This is a genomic window from Simiduia sp., assembly GCF_058345725.1.
Genome location: NZ_JBTUOC010000009.1, coordinates 27,835 through 44,136 on the forward strand (window position 1 = coordinate 27,835; position 16,302 = coordinate 44,136).

Genomic DNA, 16,302 nt, shown 5'->3' on the forward strand with positions numbered 1-16,302 from the left:
CCTTCGCTAAGCCAATGTCTGGCCCACCGACAATTCAAAATGGCGCTTGCGGGTAAACAACACGAAGGCCGCAGGCACGAATAAAAACGACAACAATGTCGTCAACACAGTACCACCGGCAATGGCAATCGCAAAGGGCGGCCAAAAGCCGCCGCCGGCTAGTATCAAAGGTAAAAAGCCCCCCACGGTGGTAATCGTCGTCGACAGGATATGACGCCCGCAACGCATGACACCGGCAACAATATCCACTTCATCCCCACGCACCGCGTTAGCGTCGGATTTCAGCTCGGCCAAGATGACAATAGCGGCATTAATAGCCAACCCCATCAACCCTAGCAAGCCAATAATGACCGTAAAGCCAAAGGCGTAACCAAACAGGTACACGCACAACAATCCCAGGCCCACGGATTGAAAAGCAACGGCGAAAATAATCAGACTAATACGAAATGAGTTAAAGCTAAGCACTACAACTAATACCAGCATCGTCAGGATCAGCCCCACCGATCCCATTAAATCGTGCACGGCCTCATCACGCTCGGCGCCTTCGCCGCCCAACTCCAAACGGTAGCCCGCAGGCAGCTGAAAATCGCGTTGCGCCAGTTCGTTTTGTACTGCCGACAACACCGCCGCCGGCAATACACCATCGCGCACGAAGGCCTGCAAGGTATTTACGCGTTCGCCATTGCGCCGTGCAATACTGCCCTGGGTGGGCTGCAACGACGGTGTGGCGATGCTCGATAATGGCACCCCTTGGTGGCTACCGTCCACGGGCGTTACAAACTGAAATTGCTGTAAGCCTTCCATATCCCGACGGCTATCGCCGTGAATACGAACCCGCACTGGGATTTCGGTGGTGCCTTCAATTAACGAACCACGCACGACGCCGTCCAGGCTGTTGCGAAGCTGTTCAGACATATCCACCAGCTGAAATTGCGCACGCTTGGCCGCGTCTTCATCCACATCCAACCATAATTTTGGCACGCCCGCGGCTAGCGACGCGCGAGTATGAGTTACACTTTGCACGGCCACCATGGCGGCGCGTACTTCGTCGCCCTTGGCCTTCAGCACATCCAAACTCGGGCCGTACAGACGCAACTCAACGGGTGCTTCAAAGGGAGGTCCCTGCTCCAATTTCCTCACTAAAATTTGAGCCTGTGGAAACGCCTGATCTAATTGTGCCTGCAGCCGGGGGATGAGTTTATTGGCCACCGAAAAGTGTGCAGTTTTCACCATCGCCTGTGCGTAATTTTGCGAGCCGTCGTGGCCAAACATCAGGTTGTAATAAAAGGCAGGGGCTGCGCTGCCCACAAACCAATGCGCAGATTCTATTTCGGGTACTTCGCGAGCCAAGTACTCGTGAATATCTGCCGCTAACGCACGGCTGTGCCCAATGGTGGCATGCTCGGGCAAATACACTTCTATGTGAAACATATCGCGATCAGAGGCCGGGAAAAATTGCTCCGTTAAGTGTCCGGCCGCCACAAATCCCAACAGGGGTATGCTGGCCACCGCCACCACGGTGGCCACTGGTCGACGCATCGCCGATAAAATTAGTCGCTCTGCGGTCGAGCCTAAACGCGCGCTCGAAAAACCACATTGCAACCAATGGCCGCCGCCTCGCTCCTGGGGCAGCCAACGCCCCGCAAGACCGGCAATGAGCGTATGAGAAATCAACCAGGAGCCAATTAGGGAAAAAATAACCGACAATGCAATGCCGCCAACAAACTCACCGGCTGGCCCCGGCATAAGCACGATGGGCATAAAGGCCAGAATTGTTGTTAGCGTCGAACCCAATAGCGGCAGCCAAAGATGGCGCACCGAGCGCAGTACCGCCGGCGTGCGACCGTGGCCGGCCTGCCGTTCGCGGGCAATGGAGTCCACCATGACAATGGCATTGTCCACCATGATCCCCAACGCGACGATTAAGCCGGTGACTGACATCTGGTGAATTGGCAGGCCATAAAACTTCATCACCGCCAGGGTAAACAGTGCTGTGAGCGGCAGCGACAAGGCAACAATAATGGCCGAACGCCAGCCCAGCGTAAAAAACAACACAATAAAAATCAGGGCAAAACCCAGCACCACATTGCCAAGCAAATCGCTCAAACGCTGTTCGGTGTAACCGCGCTGATCGAACAGCGTTTCCAGCTTCACGTTAGCCGGCAATATCGCTTCAAAGTCGCGCAACCTGCCGTCAACTTTTTCACTCCAGCGGTCAATGCGCTCGTCTGCCAGCATGCTCACTGCAACCACCACGGCTCGCTCGCCGTGAATCATCGCAATACTCTCTTGCGGTGTCTGCTCGCCGCGGTAAACCTTGGCGATATCGCCCACCAACAGGCTGCCCTGCGCCGGCGAGTGCAGGGGCACCCGCCGCACGCGCTCGACGCTGTCGATGGCGCCGCGGATCTCGACGGCGATGGCCTGGTTGCCACCTGATAACTCACCGGCGGCCACCTTACTGTCGGCGCGACTGATCGCAGCGCCTATGGATTGCGGTGTCAGACCTAAGCGGCTTAATACGGCGTTATCGACCTCCACCTGAATTTCTTCTTGGGTTTCGCCAAAGCGCTCGACGCGCCAGCTGCCTTGCAGGCTGCGCAACCGGCTTTCCAATTCTTGCGCGTAGCGGCCCAAAATGGCCATGTCGGGCTCGGTGGCACCCTGCCAACGCAGCGCGATAATACGGGTAAAGGCATGTGTTCGGTTGTCCAACATGCGCGATGGCAACACGCCCTGCGGCAGATCGCCTTGCACTTCATCGATAAGCGCGCGCGTGCGCGACCAGAGTCCCGGCACCTGCTCTGGCTGAATGCTGCCTTTGAGCTCTACCATCAACACCGATAATCCCGCCTTGGATGTAGAGGTCACTGTTTCAATTTCGGCGAGTTCACGCACCTTGTTTTCGATTTTTTCAGTGACCAGTACTTCCACTCGCTCGGCACTGGCACCCGGGAAGGGCGTTAGAATCGTGGCGTGGCGGCCGGTTATGTAGGGATCTTCCGAGAGCGGCAGCGAGTTGATGGCGGCGAGCCCACCCACTATCAGCACGGCAATCACCATCGCCACCAGACGGGGATTTTCCACAAAATGTTTCACCGGCATTATTGCGCTCCCGGCTGCAAACCCAGCTGGGTCGCTTCTGCGGGGGGTAACTCGGTGGCTGTCACCTGTTGACCTGGCACCAAGCGGTGCACACCCGTGGCCACGATAAGTTCACCGTCGGATAACGCGCCACTGACAAACACCTGCTCAGCGCGGCTGTGGTGAATCTGCACATCGCGCGACTCCACGCGCAACCTGCCCTCGGCCTGCGGCTGCAGCGCATATATGGTCCAGCGCCCGCGCACACCGTCGGTCACGGCGTCGGCGGGAATCCAAAAACCGGCCTGTGGCACCGACTCAGTCATCACTAATTGAATGATGTCGCCATTAAAAGCCTGCACCTCGGGCGGCAGTAATAGGCGCACGTTGACGGTGTTGGTTACGGTATTTACATCCGCGCCGATGGTAATCACGCGCGCCTGAAGCCCCTGATTGCGAAGTTGCATGGGCAGCTGCTGCCCGGCGGCCAGATTGAGTGCAAAGCTCACCGGCACGCCCACCATGGCCTCCATGGCGGCGACCTCCTGCAGCCGGATAACGGGACTGCCGGCGGCCACAACTGTGCCCTGATCGGCAAAGCGGTGAGCCACAACGCCGTCGTAGGGCGCGCGCAGCTGGGCTTTGCGCAGCCGGCTGGCCACGTTTGACAAGGATGCCTGCATAGCGTCGGCACTGGCGGCCAAAGTTTTTTGCTCGGTCAGCAATTCGTCCAATCGCTGTTGAGAGGCGAAACCACTGGCCTGCAACGACTGGTGACGCGCGATATTGGCGGCATTCAGCTCTTGTCGCGCCAGGGTATCTGCCAATTGCGCCTGCAACTGATCGCGCTCAGTAATTAGTAATTCGGTGTCTAAACTTGCCAGCAGATCCCCCTGCTGTACCCGCTCGCCGTCATTGACATGCATGAATGCCACGCGGCCGCCCAGCTCAAAGCCCACATCGGTATCCTGACGCGCGGCAACCCGGCCCGCAAACCGCCGCTCCACTTCGTAGCTTGGCTGTTCGCGCAGTTGGAGGCTGGCTGTGTGCAGCAGGTGCTTCTCGGCCTGCTCCGCGCTATTGCTGCGGAAGGTTGCAGACAGCAGCAATGCGATGGCCACCAACAAAACCGGGCCAAAAGCCCAATAACGTCGTACGAATTTGTTTACCACTGGAGACGTTTCCTAGTTAAAAAGACCCTTGCCTGAAAGCCCACCCACGCCATAACGGCGCCAAAATGGACGGCAGGGTCTAGAATAATGAAATTAGACTAGTCCGTCTAGTTTGTTTTTAGAAGAATTTTTCAGTTAAACTGCCGCCATGAACGATATATCGAAAAAAAGCACACGCGGTCGCAGCGAAGAAAAGCGCCAGCAGATTATTCACGCGGCCAGCCACCTATTTACCGAACAAGGCTATTTGAGTACCAGTATGGACCAAGTAGCCGAGGCTGCCGGGGTGTCCAAACAAACGGTGTACAGCCATTTTGGCACCAAGGATGACCTGTTTCGTTTTTGTGTCGAGAACCGCTGCAACGCCAATGTGATGAACGAGTCGGTGCTCACCGATAAAGCCCCCATCAGGGATGTGCTTACGGCCTTTGCAGCCCATTTTTACGAACTCATTCAAAGCCGAGAGGCCATTCAACTGGTGCGATTGTGTGCGGCTAGCGCCGAGCTGCATCCGGAAATTTCCCAGATTTTCTTTGCCGCCGGCCCCAGCAATGTGATCGCCAGTCTGCAGAACTACCTGGCCCGCAAAGTGGCCCAAGGCAGTTTATGCTGCAATAACGTGGAAATGGCGGCCGAACAGCTGCTGTGTTTACTAAAAACCAACAATCACTTTGCCGCCCTACTCGGGCTGCCCACCGAGGAATCGCCCGAACAGCTCCAACGCTACATCGCCTGCGCGGTGGATATGTTTTTAAACTACTACGGAGCTGAAAACACAGCTGTTGCCAAATAACGGATTAACCCGACAGGTAACAGCACCCAGCCGGGCTCCCACCTCACAATTACCTTCAAGATATACCGCGGTGCGCAATTTTTCCTCGCGCTGATTGCATGCCGCGCAAGTAAAACCGCGGCACCTGAAAAATATTGTGCCAGAAGCTACAAAACCGATTAAAGATTGCACAAAAGCTGTTTATAATGCCGCCCGTTTTTTGTAGTCGTATTACAAGCCGAGGCCTAAATTGAACGTATCTAATGCCAGTCAAGACCAACTTCGCCAGTGGGAACAGCAATTAGCGGCTGAATATGCCGCCATCGTCGATCGCAAACTTAATCTCGACCTCACGCGCGGTAAGCCCTCTGCGGAACAGCTGAGCCTATCCGATGAGCTAGACGGCATTCTGAAAGGAAACTACAAGAGTCTGGACGGTACCGATACCCGCAACTACGGCGGTGGCGACGGCCTGCCCGAGGCGCGCGCGTTGGGTGCGGCCATCTTGGGACTGGATCAAAAAGAGGTGCTGGCGCTCGGCAATTCCAGCCTGACGCTGATGTTTCAGTGTCTGCTGAACGCCGTGCAATTTGGCTTTAATGGTCCGGACAGCGCCTGGCACAAGCAGGGGCCTATGACGTTTATCTGCCCGGTACCCGGCTACGACCGCCACTTTACCCTGTGCGAGCAGCTGGGCATCAAGATGATCACCGTCGATATGACCGCCGACGGCCCAGACATGGACCAGGTGGAAGCCCTGCTAGCCAAAGACACCAGCATTCGCGGTATCTGGTGCGTGCCCAAATACGCCAACCCCACAGGCGTTATCTACAGCGATGCCGTAGTCCAACGCCTTGCCGCCCTGGCCAACAAGGCCAATGGCGACTTCAAGGTGTTTTGGGACAATGCCTATGCGGTACACGATCTGAGCGAACAGCGGCCACTGGCCAACATCATGGACGCCTGCCGGGCCCTGGGTACCGAGGATTCGGTAATCCAGTTCGCCTCCACCTCCAAAATTACCCACGCTGGCGCGGGTGTGGCCTTCGTGGGCATGAGCGAGGGCAACCTCAAGAGCTTTCGCGCATTTCTGGGCGCCCAAAGCATAGGTCCCGACAAGGTTAATCAGCTGCGCCACATGCGCCTCCTGCCAGATATAGCGGCGTTGACCCAGCACATGGCTCAACACGCGCGCATCTTACAGCCGCGCTTTGACGCCGTGCTCAGCGCCTTGGACAGCGCCTTTGCCGGCACTGATCTGGGCCAATGGGAAAAACCCGAGGGCGGTTATTTTGTGGCCTTTGACACCCGTCCGGGCTGCGCCAAAGAGGTGGTGCGTTTGGCCGCTGAAGCAGGGGTCAAACTGACACCCGCCGGCGCCACCTTCCCCTACGGCCGAGACCCGCGCGACTGCAACATCCGCATTGCCCCGTCAGTGCCTACGGTAGCGGAAGTGAAGGGTGCCATGGACGTATTTGTCACCTGCGTTAAACTCGTGGCCGTGCGTCAGCAGCTGGCGCGCTCATAACCCGCTAGACGCGCCCTGAGCGAATAAAAAAAGAGCCTCTTGCGAGGCTCTTTTTTTTATTCCTTTTCTGGCTTCTGCGCCGAAGTCTGAGGGGCATGTGGCTCCTCCGGGAGTTTCCGCGCTGGATCGTCCGGCGGCAACATTGGCGCCTGCTCTTTAAACCAGGCGGCTGACTGTGTCAGAGACTCCATCAGCGAGCCCACACTGGAGGGCAGGTAAATAACGTCTTCCGAAACCGCCTTGGCACTGGTGCCGAAGCGCAGGACCAGATACCCCATCACACCAGAAAGTAGCGATCCGATTAATACCGCTAATCGATCGGCGCCCTGAAACAGCGTGTCGTCTTCGAAGGCCAGCGAATTCACAAATATACTCATGGTAAAACCCACCCCGGTTAGCAAGCTGACGCCGTAGAGCGACACCCAGTTAACCCCCTTCGGCAGGGTCGCCAGTTTGCATTTGATGGCCAACCAGCTCAAACCAAACACACCTACCTGCTTGCCGATAAACAGTCCCAGGATGATCCCCAGCGGGGCGCCCGCCGACAGCTGCGCCAGCGAAATGGAACGCAAGTCGATACCTGCATTGCAAAACGCAAACAGCGGCAGAATAAAAAAGCTCACCCAGTAGTGCAGATCGTGCTCCATATTTTTAGAGGGAGAAAACACTTCGCCCCGATCGTTAGTGGCCGACAGGGGAATCATAAAGGCCAAGGCCACACCGGCGAGCGTCGCGTGTACACCCGACTTTAAGACGCTAACCCAAAGTACGACACCCACGATGACATAGGCGCCGCGCCTGAATACGCCGAGCCGATTCATCGCAAACAGTACCGCCAGGGCGATGCTGGCAACCCAAATGGATGTCACCGACAGATCCGCCGTATAAAACAGCGCAATGATAACGATGGCTCCCAAATCGTCGATTATTGCCAGCGCCATTAAAAACACTTTCAGCGACAATGGCACCCGATTGCCCAGCAAACTTAAAATACCCAGCGCAAAGGCGATGTCCGTAGCGGTGGGGATGGCCCAGCCGCGCATGGCAAGGTCGTCGCCGGCATTAACGTAGACATAGCACAAAGCCGGCACCAACATACCGCCTATGGCCGCCACCCCAGGCAGAGTCATCTGCGAGACTGAGCTTAAATTGCCCTCCACCAGTTCGCGCTTTACTTCCAACCCAATGAGCAAAAAGAACACGGCCATCAGGCCATCGTTAATCCACAACAGCAGGGGCTTGGCAATATCCAGTGCGCCAAATTGCACCGCCACCGGTGTGTGTAAAAAGCTGTCGTACAGGCCGCCCAAGGGCGAATTTTTTAAGGTTAGCGCCGCCAGTGTTGCGATGATCAGTACGATGCCCGCCGAGCTGTCTTTTTTAATAAATCGATGGAACGCATTGCTTATAGCTTGAGACATTTTCCCTCCGGGGCAGTAGCTGCAGCCCGCCCTTCACTTTTACGAATCCATTTGAGTGGCGTCGGCAAAGCAAGTTCCCCTAACTCGGCCCTTGCCCATCTTGCTGACTGATACCCATGGTAAAATGACGACACCTGAGCAGCTAAGCTTCGGTGGGCGCCGCCGATTGATCGCGGCCCGAATCGCGCGCTTTGGCCTCTTGCAGCGCGCGCTCATCGGCTTCTTTTTGCAGGCGCGCAGCTTCTTCGCGCGCCTCGCGCGCGGCTTTTTCCTCGGCGGTTTCAGGCGTAATCAGGCTGACAATCTGCCAATCTGCCTTGGGCTTAAAGTCGTGCGAAATGGTGTAGAAGTACACCTTGCCATTGGGGTCGAGCGCACACAAAGGCAGCGCTCGTGCACCGTAGGTTTCGCCGTAATTTTCCATAGTAAAGGAGTCGGACAGGCGCGTGGTTTTAATGGTTGCGCCCTTGGCGACCAACGCCGCCAAGCGCCCGTAGGTGGCAGTTTCGGCAAATAGCCCCAGCTTTTTAGCATAGGCTTCAGACACCTGGTGCGAAGCCCTACTCTCCTGCTCGTTAGCGCTCAATCCCAACACTGAGCCTTTGCCCATGGCGTGCTCAAAATGGTAGGTCACCAGCGGATTGAGTTGCCGATAAGGCGACATTACCAACACCTGACCAGTGGCCGACAAATCCATGGTGCGGCGTGCATGCTCGGAAATGGGGTTACCATAGTAGGTGGGAATATTATCCATGCGCGCCTGGCGAATAGAATCCCAGTTGGTATCGGCAATGCGCACGGGAATATTTTTGTCTTTCATTTCCAGCGCGAACATGCGGGCAAATTTGCTGCCGCCAAAAATCAGCAAGCCGTTGGGCGTGGGCGCCCGCTGGCCCAAAAAGTTAGCCACGTGCACCGCCGTCAAGCTCTGCAATACCACGGTGGCAATGATCACCAAAAACACCATAGGCACCAGCAGATCCGCTTCGGCGTAGCCCAACTCCTCTAACTTCAAGGCAAACAGCGCAGACACCGCCGCCGCCACAATACCGCGCGGCGCAATCCACGACAGCAGCGCAAGTTCGCGCCAATTTAGCCCAGCACCCACTGAGCTCACCAGCACCGACAGTGGCCTGGCCACAAAAATAATGGCAATCAAGACTAAAATCGCGCCCCAGCCCACCTGCAAAATGGAGCCGAAATCGAGCCGTGCCGCCAACAGAATAAACAGCGCGGAAATCAATAGAACACTGAGCGTTTCCTTGAATTCCAGGATGTCATCCACATCCACGTCTTTCATATTAGCCAGCCACATGCCCATAACCGTCACGGTCAACAAGCCCGATTCGTGGGCGATGGCATTCGACGCAGCAAAAGCGCCCAGCATTAAGGTAAGCACCGCCGTGTTTTGCAAATAGTGCGGCACCCAGTTTTTACGCACCACCAAGCCTAAGAAGTAACCCATGATGGCGCCCAATCCCAGGCCCACCAGTAACACCAGCCCAAAGGTCATTAGTGTGTGCGTCCAGGCATCCTGCACAGCGATCACATACTCGTAGACCAGTACCGCCAGCAGCGCGCCCACAGGGTCGATTACAATGCCTTCCCAGCGCAGAATATTGGCCACCTTGGCCGAGGGGCGCACCGAGCGCAGCATCGGCACTATCACCGTTGGGCCGGTGACGGTCACAATGGCGCCAAACAAAAACGCCATTTGCCAGGACATGCCCAAGGCGTAGTGAGCAACCGGTGTGGCGACTGCCCAGGTGACCGCCGCGCCCACGGTACAGAGGTTGCGCACCATCGAGCCGTGGCCTGCGAGGTCTTCGAATTTCAGTGTCAGCGCACCTTCGAATAGAATTATGGCCACTGACAGCGACACCAGCGGAAACAACAGGTCGCCAAATAGCGCGTCCGGGTTGAGTAAACCGAATGTAGGGCCCAGTAATATACCCGACACCAGCAGTGGCAAAATCGCGGGCAATTTGACCTTATACGCCAGGTATTGGCAGGCTATGGATAAAAGTCCAACGGCGACCAACAGGGCCATGGGGTCCATCATTGTAAATCCTCGTCCATATACATCTTAAGACTGCTGCGCCGAAACAGCCGGCGCTGCGTGGGCTGTCGCCGGTTGAGTTTCCACCGCACTCGCCGCTTGTATCAATGCGCCCTGTAATTTTGCCGTAGGCACAGCTAGGGTGTCGCCACTGTCTAATAGCAAAAGCAAGCGGTGGGGATTCTTGTGTAAAATTGTCCCGCTCAAGGATTGCTCACCAAAGCTCAATTGCACCGTGCGCCCCACCCCGAATGGCACCAGCTCTTCGCTCAGTTCCACTGCGGCATGCACATTCGGCCGCTCCTTCAAACGCACCACCGGTTTTTGCAAGATCAAATTGTTGGGGTAGGTAATCAGTTCTCCGCGCAAATTGCGGATCAACACGTGGAACAGGGTGATATCCTCCACCTGACCGATGATATCCACATCCTTTTCAACCACCGAGACCCAGTCGCCCACCCGATAGGGAAAGCTGAAGAAAATAATGGAACTGGCGGTGATGTTGCTCAAAATGGACCACTGGGCAAAAAATGCCACGCCCACCACCGCAAAAACGGAGCTCAACAAGACCTCAATATCGCTGAAATCCAGGCCCAGCAGGCCAAGCACCACTAAACCGTAGACGATAATAAGCAGAGTGTTTATTGAGCGCAGCGCAAAGGCCAGTCCCAACTCGCTGACGGCCTGTTTCACTGCCAACTTGCGCAAGCCCGCATTCAACAGGTGACGGGTTAACAGCAACCCCAAGGTAGCTGCGGCGATAAGCGCAACGATGGTCAACATCTTCGTATCTGATCCTTCAAACATTTGGGTTACCCCACAGCCAACCAGACGCCCACAAGAACCATGAGACTGCCTGCGATGCGATTTAACCAGCTGGCGCCGCCGGCGCGCGCCAAAAACCGGCTCAGGTGTTTCCCGCCGCTGGCGTACAGCATCAACGAGGAGAATTCGATAACCACGATGACCGCCAACAGGCCCGCCATTTGCGTCCATAAGGGTAGATCATCGCGTAAAAACGGCGGCAGCAAAGCCACCATAAACGCCCACCCTTTGGGGTTGCTCACTGCGGTGGTAAACCCTTGCAGCGCTAAATCCCAGCGGGTTTGCGGCGTGTGCCCATGGGCACTTAAATCTGGCGGCGGCGCTCGCCATAACTTCCAACCCAACCACAGAAGGTAGGCTCCACCCAAGTAGCGAAACAAGGTAAACAGTGTTGGATAATTGAGCATCAGTGCTGCAACGCCCAATACGGCAGCCACTGCGACAAGCGCCACGCCCAGCAACTCGCCAGCCATCATCCACAGACTGCGGCGGACTCCCACAGCCATACCCAGCGTCAAAGCCAGGGTCATGCACATGCCGGGAGAAATCGAAACCAGGAAAAATGTGGGTATGAATAACGCCAGTAAACCTATGTCCATTGGCCTGTCGTAGTCGGAATGGGAGGGCCATTGTGGGGTAAGGCTTTCCCCACTGTAAAGTAGTGCGCGGGGAATTTCTGGGGGAAATCGCCAGTTGCGGGCTCCTCACCTAAACTGGACGGCATATACACCCCCGGCCTAAAACCTGCCCACCCACAGTAAGTAATCACTTACAAGCCGACATTTAGCTGCCGAAACTCAGCTTTCAGACTGAGGCTTGGGTATATTGCCGCCAAAGGGAAAATGGGTCACTTTGTCGCCACTTTTTACTTCCACCACTTTGGGTGCGCCCTCTTTCTCCACTTCGTCGATGCGGATGATGCTGTGCATGGGAATATAGGAGCGCTTGACGTTGGCAAACTCGCCTTTGAGCTTCTCTTCGCCCGGATCTACGATCATGGCGGATTTCTCACCAAACACAAACTCCTCCACCTCGATGAAACCGTACATTTCACTTTGGTAGATGGCGCGCGCGTAAACCTCATAAACCTGATTCTGGTTATAAAAGATCACTTTGTAGGTGGGATTTACAGACATAACGCTCACACACTGAGTTGAAAGGTGCCCCGAAACAGGTATACACCGGAAAAGGCGCGCAAGGATACCATAAAAGACCAGACTGCCAACTGGGCAAGGCGTGGCCCGCCCGCTATAATGCGCGGCTCTTTTTTGATTGTTCAAGTTTTATACAGGTATCACCTTATGTCTACGTCTGAAAAGGCCGTTAAAAAGCTCTACATCAAGACGCACGGCTGCCAGATGAACGAGTACGACTCAGCCCGCATGCGCGATCTGCTGGGCGACTCACATCAAATGGTGACCACCGACAATCCCGATGAGGCCGATGTGCTGCTCATCAACACCTGCTCTATTCGCGAAAAAGCCCAGGAGAAGCTATTTCACCAACTGGGCCGTTGGAAGCACTACAAAGACAGCCGCCCCGATGTGGTCATCGGCGTAGGCGGTTGCGTGGCCAGTCAGGAGGGCGAGGCCATCAGCGAGCGCGCGCCCTTTGTGGACCTGATTTTCGGCCCACAAACGCTGCACCGACTGCCCGAAATGATCGAGACCAAGCGCGACTCGGGCGCCGTGGTGGTGGACATCAGCTTCCCGGAAATCGAAAAGTTTGACCGTCTGCCCCAGCCCGAGGCCGACGGTGCCACGGCCTTTGTATCCATTATGGAAGGCTGTTCCAAGTACTGTACTTTCTGTGTGGTGCCCTACACCCGCGGCGAGGAAGTATCCCGCCCGCTCGACGCCGTACTCACCGAGGTGGCCCACCTTGCGGCACAGGGCGTGCGCGAAATCAATCTGCTGGGCCAAAATGTGAATGCCTACCGGGGCGAGACCGCCGACGGCCAGGTGGCCGACCTGGCCGAACTGATTACCTATGTGGCGGCCATCGACGGCATCGACCGCATCCGCTTTACCACCAGTCATCCGGTGGAATTTTCAGACTCCCTAATTGAGGTCTACGGCAAGGTGCCCGAGCTGGTGAGCCACCTGCACCTACCCGTGCAATCGGGTTCAGACCGTATTTTGGCGGCCATGAAGCGCGGCCACACGGCGCTGGAATACAAATCCAAATTGCGCCGAATCAAGAAAATCCGCCCAGACATCTGTTTTTCATCCGACTTTATCGTAGGCTTTCCCGGCGAAACAGAGGCCGATTTTGAGGCCACAATGAAGCTTATCGAAGACATGAACTTCGATTTATCTTTCAGCTTTATCTACAGCCGCCGCCCCGGCACACCGGCCTCGGATCTGCCCGACGACACCCCCGAGGAAGTGAAAAAGCAGCGCTTGCAGCGCCTGCAGCACCAAATCAACCAGCAGGCTCAAATGATTGCCCGCCAGATGGTGGGCAATACCGAGCGCGTCTTAGTCACTGGCGTATCCAAAAAAGACCCCGGCCAGTTGTCGGGTCGCACGGAAAACAACCGGGTGGTCAATTTCCGCTGCGATCAAGCCGAACTGATTGGCAAATTTGCCGACGTGCTGATCGAAGAGGCGCTGCCTAATTCCCTGCGCGGCACACTCCTCAGCTCGGAGCTGGATGGGCTGTAATCACCCTGTCACCCGCCCGTGCCACTGTGACGGGCGGAATTCCCTGTGGTAAAGGGGCTATAAACAAGCTGGTTTTTATAAACAAATGGCCGTTCCACGCCGTTCCCCCCCTCGCGGCCTTAGGGTAATCTGGAACTACCGCAGACCTTAAAGGAAGACACTTTCATTTGAATACCGCCGACACCCACACCCGTCAGGCCATAGCGGCCGAAACCCGCAATACCTTCACCCTTGAACCCAACGACGCCAATCGGCTGGCCAATTTATGTGGCCCGATGAACGAGCACCTCAAACAAATCGAAAAGCGGCTGAATATCAGTATTCACAATCGCGGTGCCGACTTTGCGCTGGTGGGCAGTGAGCAGGCAGCGCTGGCCGCACAACATATATTGAAACAGCTTTACGCCGGACTCGAGGGCGATCAAACGCTGACCGCCGACGAAGTGCACCTGGCACTGCAGCAGTCGGACGTGGAAGCCATTACCACGGCCACCCCCGCCGCACCCGATACGCTGACACTGATTCGCACCGCCAAATGCACCGTGCGTCCGCGCGGCGCCAATCAGCAGCGCTACGTCAAGGCCGTACAGTCTAACGACATTAATTTCGGGATTGGGCCGGCCGGTACCGGCAAGACTTACTTAGCCGTAGCCTGTGCCGTAGAGGCGCTGTTGAAAGACGAGGTGGAGCGCATCCTACTGGTCCGGCCGGCGGTGGAGGCCGGCGAAAAGCTCGGCTTCCTGCCCGGCGATTTGTCGCAAAAGGTAGACCCCTACCTGCGCCCACTCTACGACGCACTCTACGAAATGCTGGGTTTCGACACAGTGGGCAAACTCATCGAGCGCAATGTGATTGAAGTGGCGCCGCTGGCCTATATGCGCGGACGCACCCTAAATAACTCTTTCGTGATTCTGGATGAAAGCCAAAATACCACCCGCGAGCAAATGAAAATGTTCCTAACCCGTATCGGCTTCGGCTCCACGGCGGTCATCACCGGGGACCCGTCGCAGATCGACCTGCCGCGCGGCCAGCACTCGGGCTTGAAACACGTCATGGACGTGCTGGCCAATGTCGCCGGCATTAGCTTCACCTACTTCCTGTCCAAGGACGTGGTGCGTCACCCGCTGGTACAACGGATAGTGGAAGCGTACGAGGAACACGAAGCGCAGCAACCGGACGACGCGCGCCGATGATCACCCTCGATACGGAAGTCGCGAGCGCAGCACCCAATCTACCTTCGCAAACCCAACTGGCGCGCTGGGTGACGGCCGCCATTGGCGAGCGCCGCGCAGAGGCCGAGGTAAGTCTGCTAATAGTCGACGAGGAACAGGGTCAACAGCTCAACCGGGATTATCGCAATAAGGACTATCCCACTAACGTCCTGTCCTTCCCCGCCGACCTACCACCGGAAGTGGCACTGCCGTTGCTGGGGGATCTGGTCGTTTGCGCGCCTGTCGTGGCGCGCGAAGCGGTGGAACAAAATAAAACCCTCGAGGCCCATTGGGCCCACATGCTGGTACACGGCACCCTGCACCTACTGGGCTTCGATCACCTGGAGGACGCCGAAGCCGAGGCCATGGAAGCGCTGGAAACAGACATTCTATTGGCGCTGGGTTACCCTGCCCCCTATGCAGAACGGGATTCTTAAGTAAAATGGCCCCTTTGCACCGGCCCTTAGGCAGGTGCAACCCTAGACAAACAACAAGGACATACCCCGCGCCATGAGCGACGAGCCACCCAGTAGTCAGAAGCAGTCGGAGAAATCCTGGCTGCGCAAACTGCTTGATACATTTACCGCTGAACCCACCTCCCGCGCCGAATTGCTGACCATTATCAAAGAGGCGGCCGAACGCAATCTGTTCGATCAGGAAGCTTTGCACATTATCGAAGGCGCCCTGGAAGTTTCCGACCAGCGCGTACACGATATTCTCGTACCCCGCTCCAAGATGGTGGTGGTGCGCATCGAAGAAACCCCCGAACAATTTTTACCGCGCATTATCGAATCTGGCCACTCTCGCTTTCCCGTGATTGAAGAGTCCACCGACAATGTACGCGGTATTTTGCTGGCCAAAGATCTACTGCCGCTGGTGCTGGGTGGCAAGGAAGACTTCAGCCTGGAATCCATCATCCGGCCCGCTAACGTCATTCCCGAGAGCAAGCGCTTGAATATCTTGTTGCGGGAGTTTCGCGAAAACCGCTACCACATGGCCATGGTATTGGACGAGTACGGCGGCATCTCGGGCCTGGTCACCATCGAAGATATTCTGGAGGAAATTGTCGGTGAAATAGAAGATGAAACCGACGAAGAAGATCACGACCTGGATATCCGTAAACTCGAGAATAACGTCTATGTGGTTAAGGCACTGACCACCGTAGAAGATTTCAACGAGCACTTCAGTAGCGGCTTTCCCGAAGATGAGTTCGACACTATCGGCGGCGTAGTCCTCAATGCCTTTGGCCATCTGGCAAAGCGCAATGAAACAGTGACCATCAATGGTTACAGCTTTACTGTGCTCTACTCCGACAGCCGCAAACTGCATCTCTTGCGCGTTTCAACGCCGCAGGATCAATAGGACCGGCAATGCCCCTCAGCCCCGCACGCCGCCTGGCACTCTCGCTGGCTGCCGCCCTGTTGGCAGGCTTGGCACAGCCGCTGGGGTTAGCGCCCTTTGACCTTTGGCCGCTGGCCCTGCTCGGTTTGGCGGTTTTTTTTGCAGGCCTGCACACCTCGTCCTCAGCGGGCCCACTGGCCTTTGCCTTTGGCCTGGGTATGTA

General features: G+C 56.4%; 13 protein-coding genes and 1 pseudogene. 7 read left to right on the top strand and 7 right to left on the bottom strand.

The genetic code is table 11. From position 1 onward, the window contains the following. Nucleotides 1-6 precede the first annotated feature (6 nt). Together ACW8F6_RS02410 and ACW8F6_RS02415 are read right to left on the bottom strand one after the other, a co-directional pair. Nucleotides 7-3,105, bottom strand: a complete 3,099-nt coding sequence (locus ACW8F6_RS02410) for an efflux RND transporter permease subunit (RefSeq protein ID WP_491574246.1) — start codon at nucleotides 3,103-3,105, stop codon at nucleotides 7-9. Further along, complete coding sequence (locus ACW8F6_RS02415; protein WP_491574247.1) at nucleotides 3,105-4,256, bottom strand: efflux RND transporter periplasmic adaptor subunit; 1,152 nt, start codon at nucleotides 4,254-4,256, stop codon at nucleotides 3,105-3,107. Before ACW8F6_RS02415 ends, ACW8F6_RS02410 begins: the two co-directional genes overlap by 1 nt. A 148-nt stretch (nucleotides 4,257-4,404) precedes the next feature. Here ACW8F6_RS02415 and ACW8F6_RS02420 point away from each other — a divergent pair, with 148 nt between their 5' ends. Both ACW8F6_RS02420 and ACW8F6_RS02425 read left to right on the top strand, forming a co-directional pair. Then, complete coding sequence (locus ACW8F6_RS02420; RefSeq protein ID WP_491574248.1) at nucleotides 4,405-5,049, top strand: TetR/AcrR family transcriptional regulator; 645 nt, start codon at nucleotides 4,405-4,407, stop codon at nucleotides 5,047-5,049. 229 nt (nucleotides 5,050-5,278) lie between these two features. Next, on the top strand, nucleotides 5,279-6,556 hold the full coding sequence (locus ACW8F6_RS02425) for an aspartate aminotransferase type Ic (RefSeq protein ID WP_491574249.1): 1,278 nt from the start codon (nucleotides 5,279-5,281) through the stop codon (nucleotides 6,554-6,556). Between the two features lie 56 nt (nucleotides 6,557-6,612). Here ACW8F6_RS02425 and nhaA read toward each other — a convergent pair whose 3' ends face one another. From nhaA to ACW8F6_RS02450, 5 genes are all read right to left on the bottom strand, one after another. Beyond that, on the bottom strand, nucleotides 6,613-7,977 hold the full coding sequence (nhaA, locus tag ACW8F6_RS02430; RefSeq protein ID WP_491574250.1) for a Na+/H+ antiporter NhaA: 1,365 nt from the start codon (nucleotides 7,975-7,977) through the stop codon (nucleotides 6,613-6,615). Between the two features lie 142 nt (nucleotides 7,978-8,119). Beyond that, a complete protein-coding gene (locus tag ACW8F6_RS02435; protein WP_491574251.1) occupies nucleotides 8,120-10,039 on the bottom strand; it encodes a cation:proton antiporter in 1,920 nt (639 codons plus the stop codon). 24 nt (nucleotides 10,040-10,063) lie between these two features. Continuing rightward, complete coding sequence (locus ACW8F6_RS02440; RefSeq protein ID WP_491574252.1) at nucleotides 10,064-10,819, bottom strand: mechanosensitive ion channel domain-containing protein; 756 nt, start codon at nucleotides 10,817-10,819, stop codon at nucleotides 10,064-10,066. A gap of 29 nt (nucleotides 10,820-10,848) precedes the next feature. Next, nucleotides 10,849-11,460 carry a LysE family translocator gene (locus ACW8F6_RS02445; protein WP_491574253.1) on the bottom strand — a complete coding sequence of 204 codons (612 nt, stop codon included), beginning with the start codon at nucleotides 11,458-11,460 and terminating at the stop codon, nucleotides 10,849-10,851. Nucleotides 11,461-11,658: 198 nt separating this feature from the next. Further along, nucleotides 11,659-11,997: a DUF1820 family protein gene (locus ACW8F6_RS02450; protein ID WP_491574254.1), complete on the bottom strand. Its 339-nt coding sequence runs from the start codon at nucleotides 11,995-11,997 to the stop codon at nucleotides 11,659-11,661. Nucleotides 11,998-12,162: 165 nt separating this feature from the next. Between ACW8F6_RS02450 and miaB the strand changes: the two genes are divergently transcribed. From miaB to ACW8F6_RS02475, 5 genes and pseudogenes are all read left to right on the top strand, one after another. Further along, nucleotides 12,163-13,527, top strand: coding sequence for a tRNA (N6-isopentenyl adenosine(37)-C2)-methylthiotransferase MiaB (gene miaB, locus ACW8F6_RS02455; RefSeq protein ID WP_491574255.1), 1,365 nt, complete (start codon nucleotides 12,163-12,165; stop codon nucleotides 13,525-13,527). Nucleotides 13,528-13,694: 167 nt separating this feature from the next. Beyond that, nucleotides 13,695-14,720, top strand: coding sequence for a PhoH family protein (locus ACW8F6_RS02460; protein ID WP_491574256.1), 1,026 nt, complete (start codon nucleotides 13,695-13,697; stop codon nucleotides 14,718-14,720). Further along, nucleotides 14,717-15,175 (top strand): rRNA maturation RNase YbeY, encoded by a 459-nt coding sequence (gene ybeY, locus ACW8F6_RS02465; RefSeq protein WP_491574257.1) that lies wholly within the window; start codon nucleotides 14,717-14,719, stop codon nucleotides 15,173-15,175. The genes ACW8F6_RS02460 and ybeY overlap by 4 nt, the downstream gene beginning before the upstream one ends. 73 nt (nucleotides 15,176-15,248) lie before the next feature. After that, nucleotides 15,249-16,100 carry a CorC family transporter gene (locus tag ACW8F6_RS02470; RefSeq protein ID WP_491574258.1) on the top strand — a complete coding sequence of 284 codons (852 nt, stop codon included), beginning with the start codon at nucleotides 15,249-15,251 and terminating at the stop codon, nucleotides 16,098-16,100. An 8-nt stretch (nucleotides 16,101-16,108) separates the two neighbouring features. Further along, nucleotides 16,109-16,302, top strand: a pseudogene (locus tag ACW8F6_RS02475) (apolipoprotein N-acyltransferase); the annotation flags it as partial.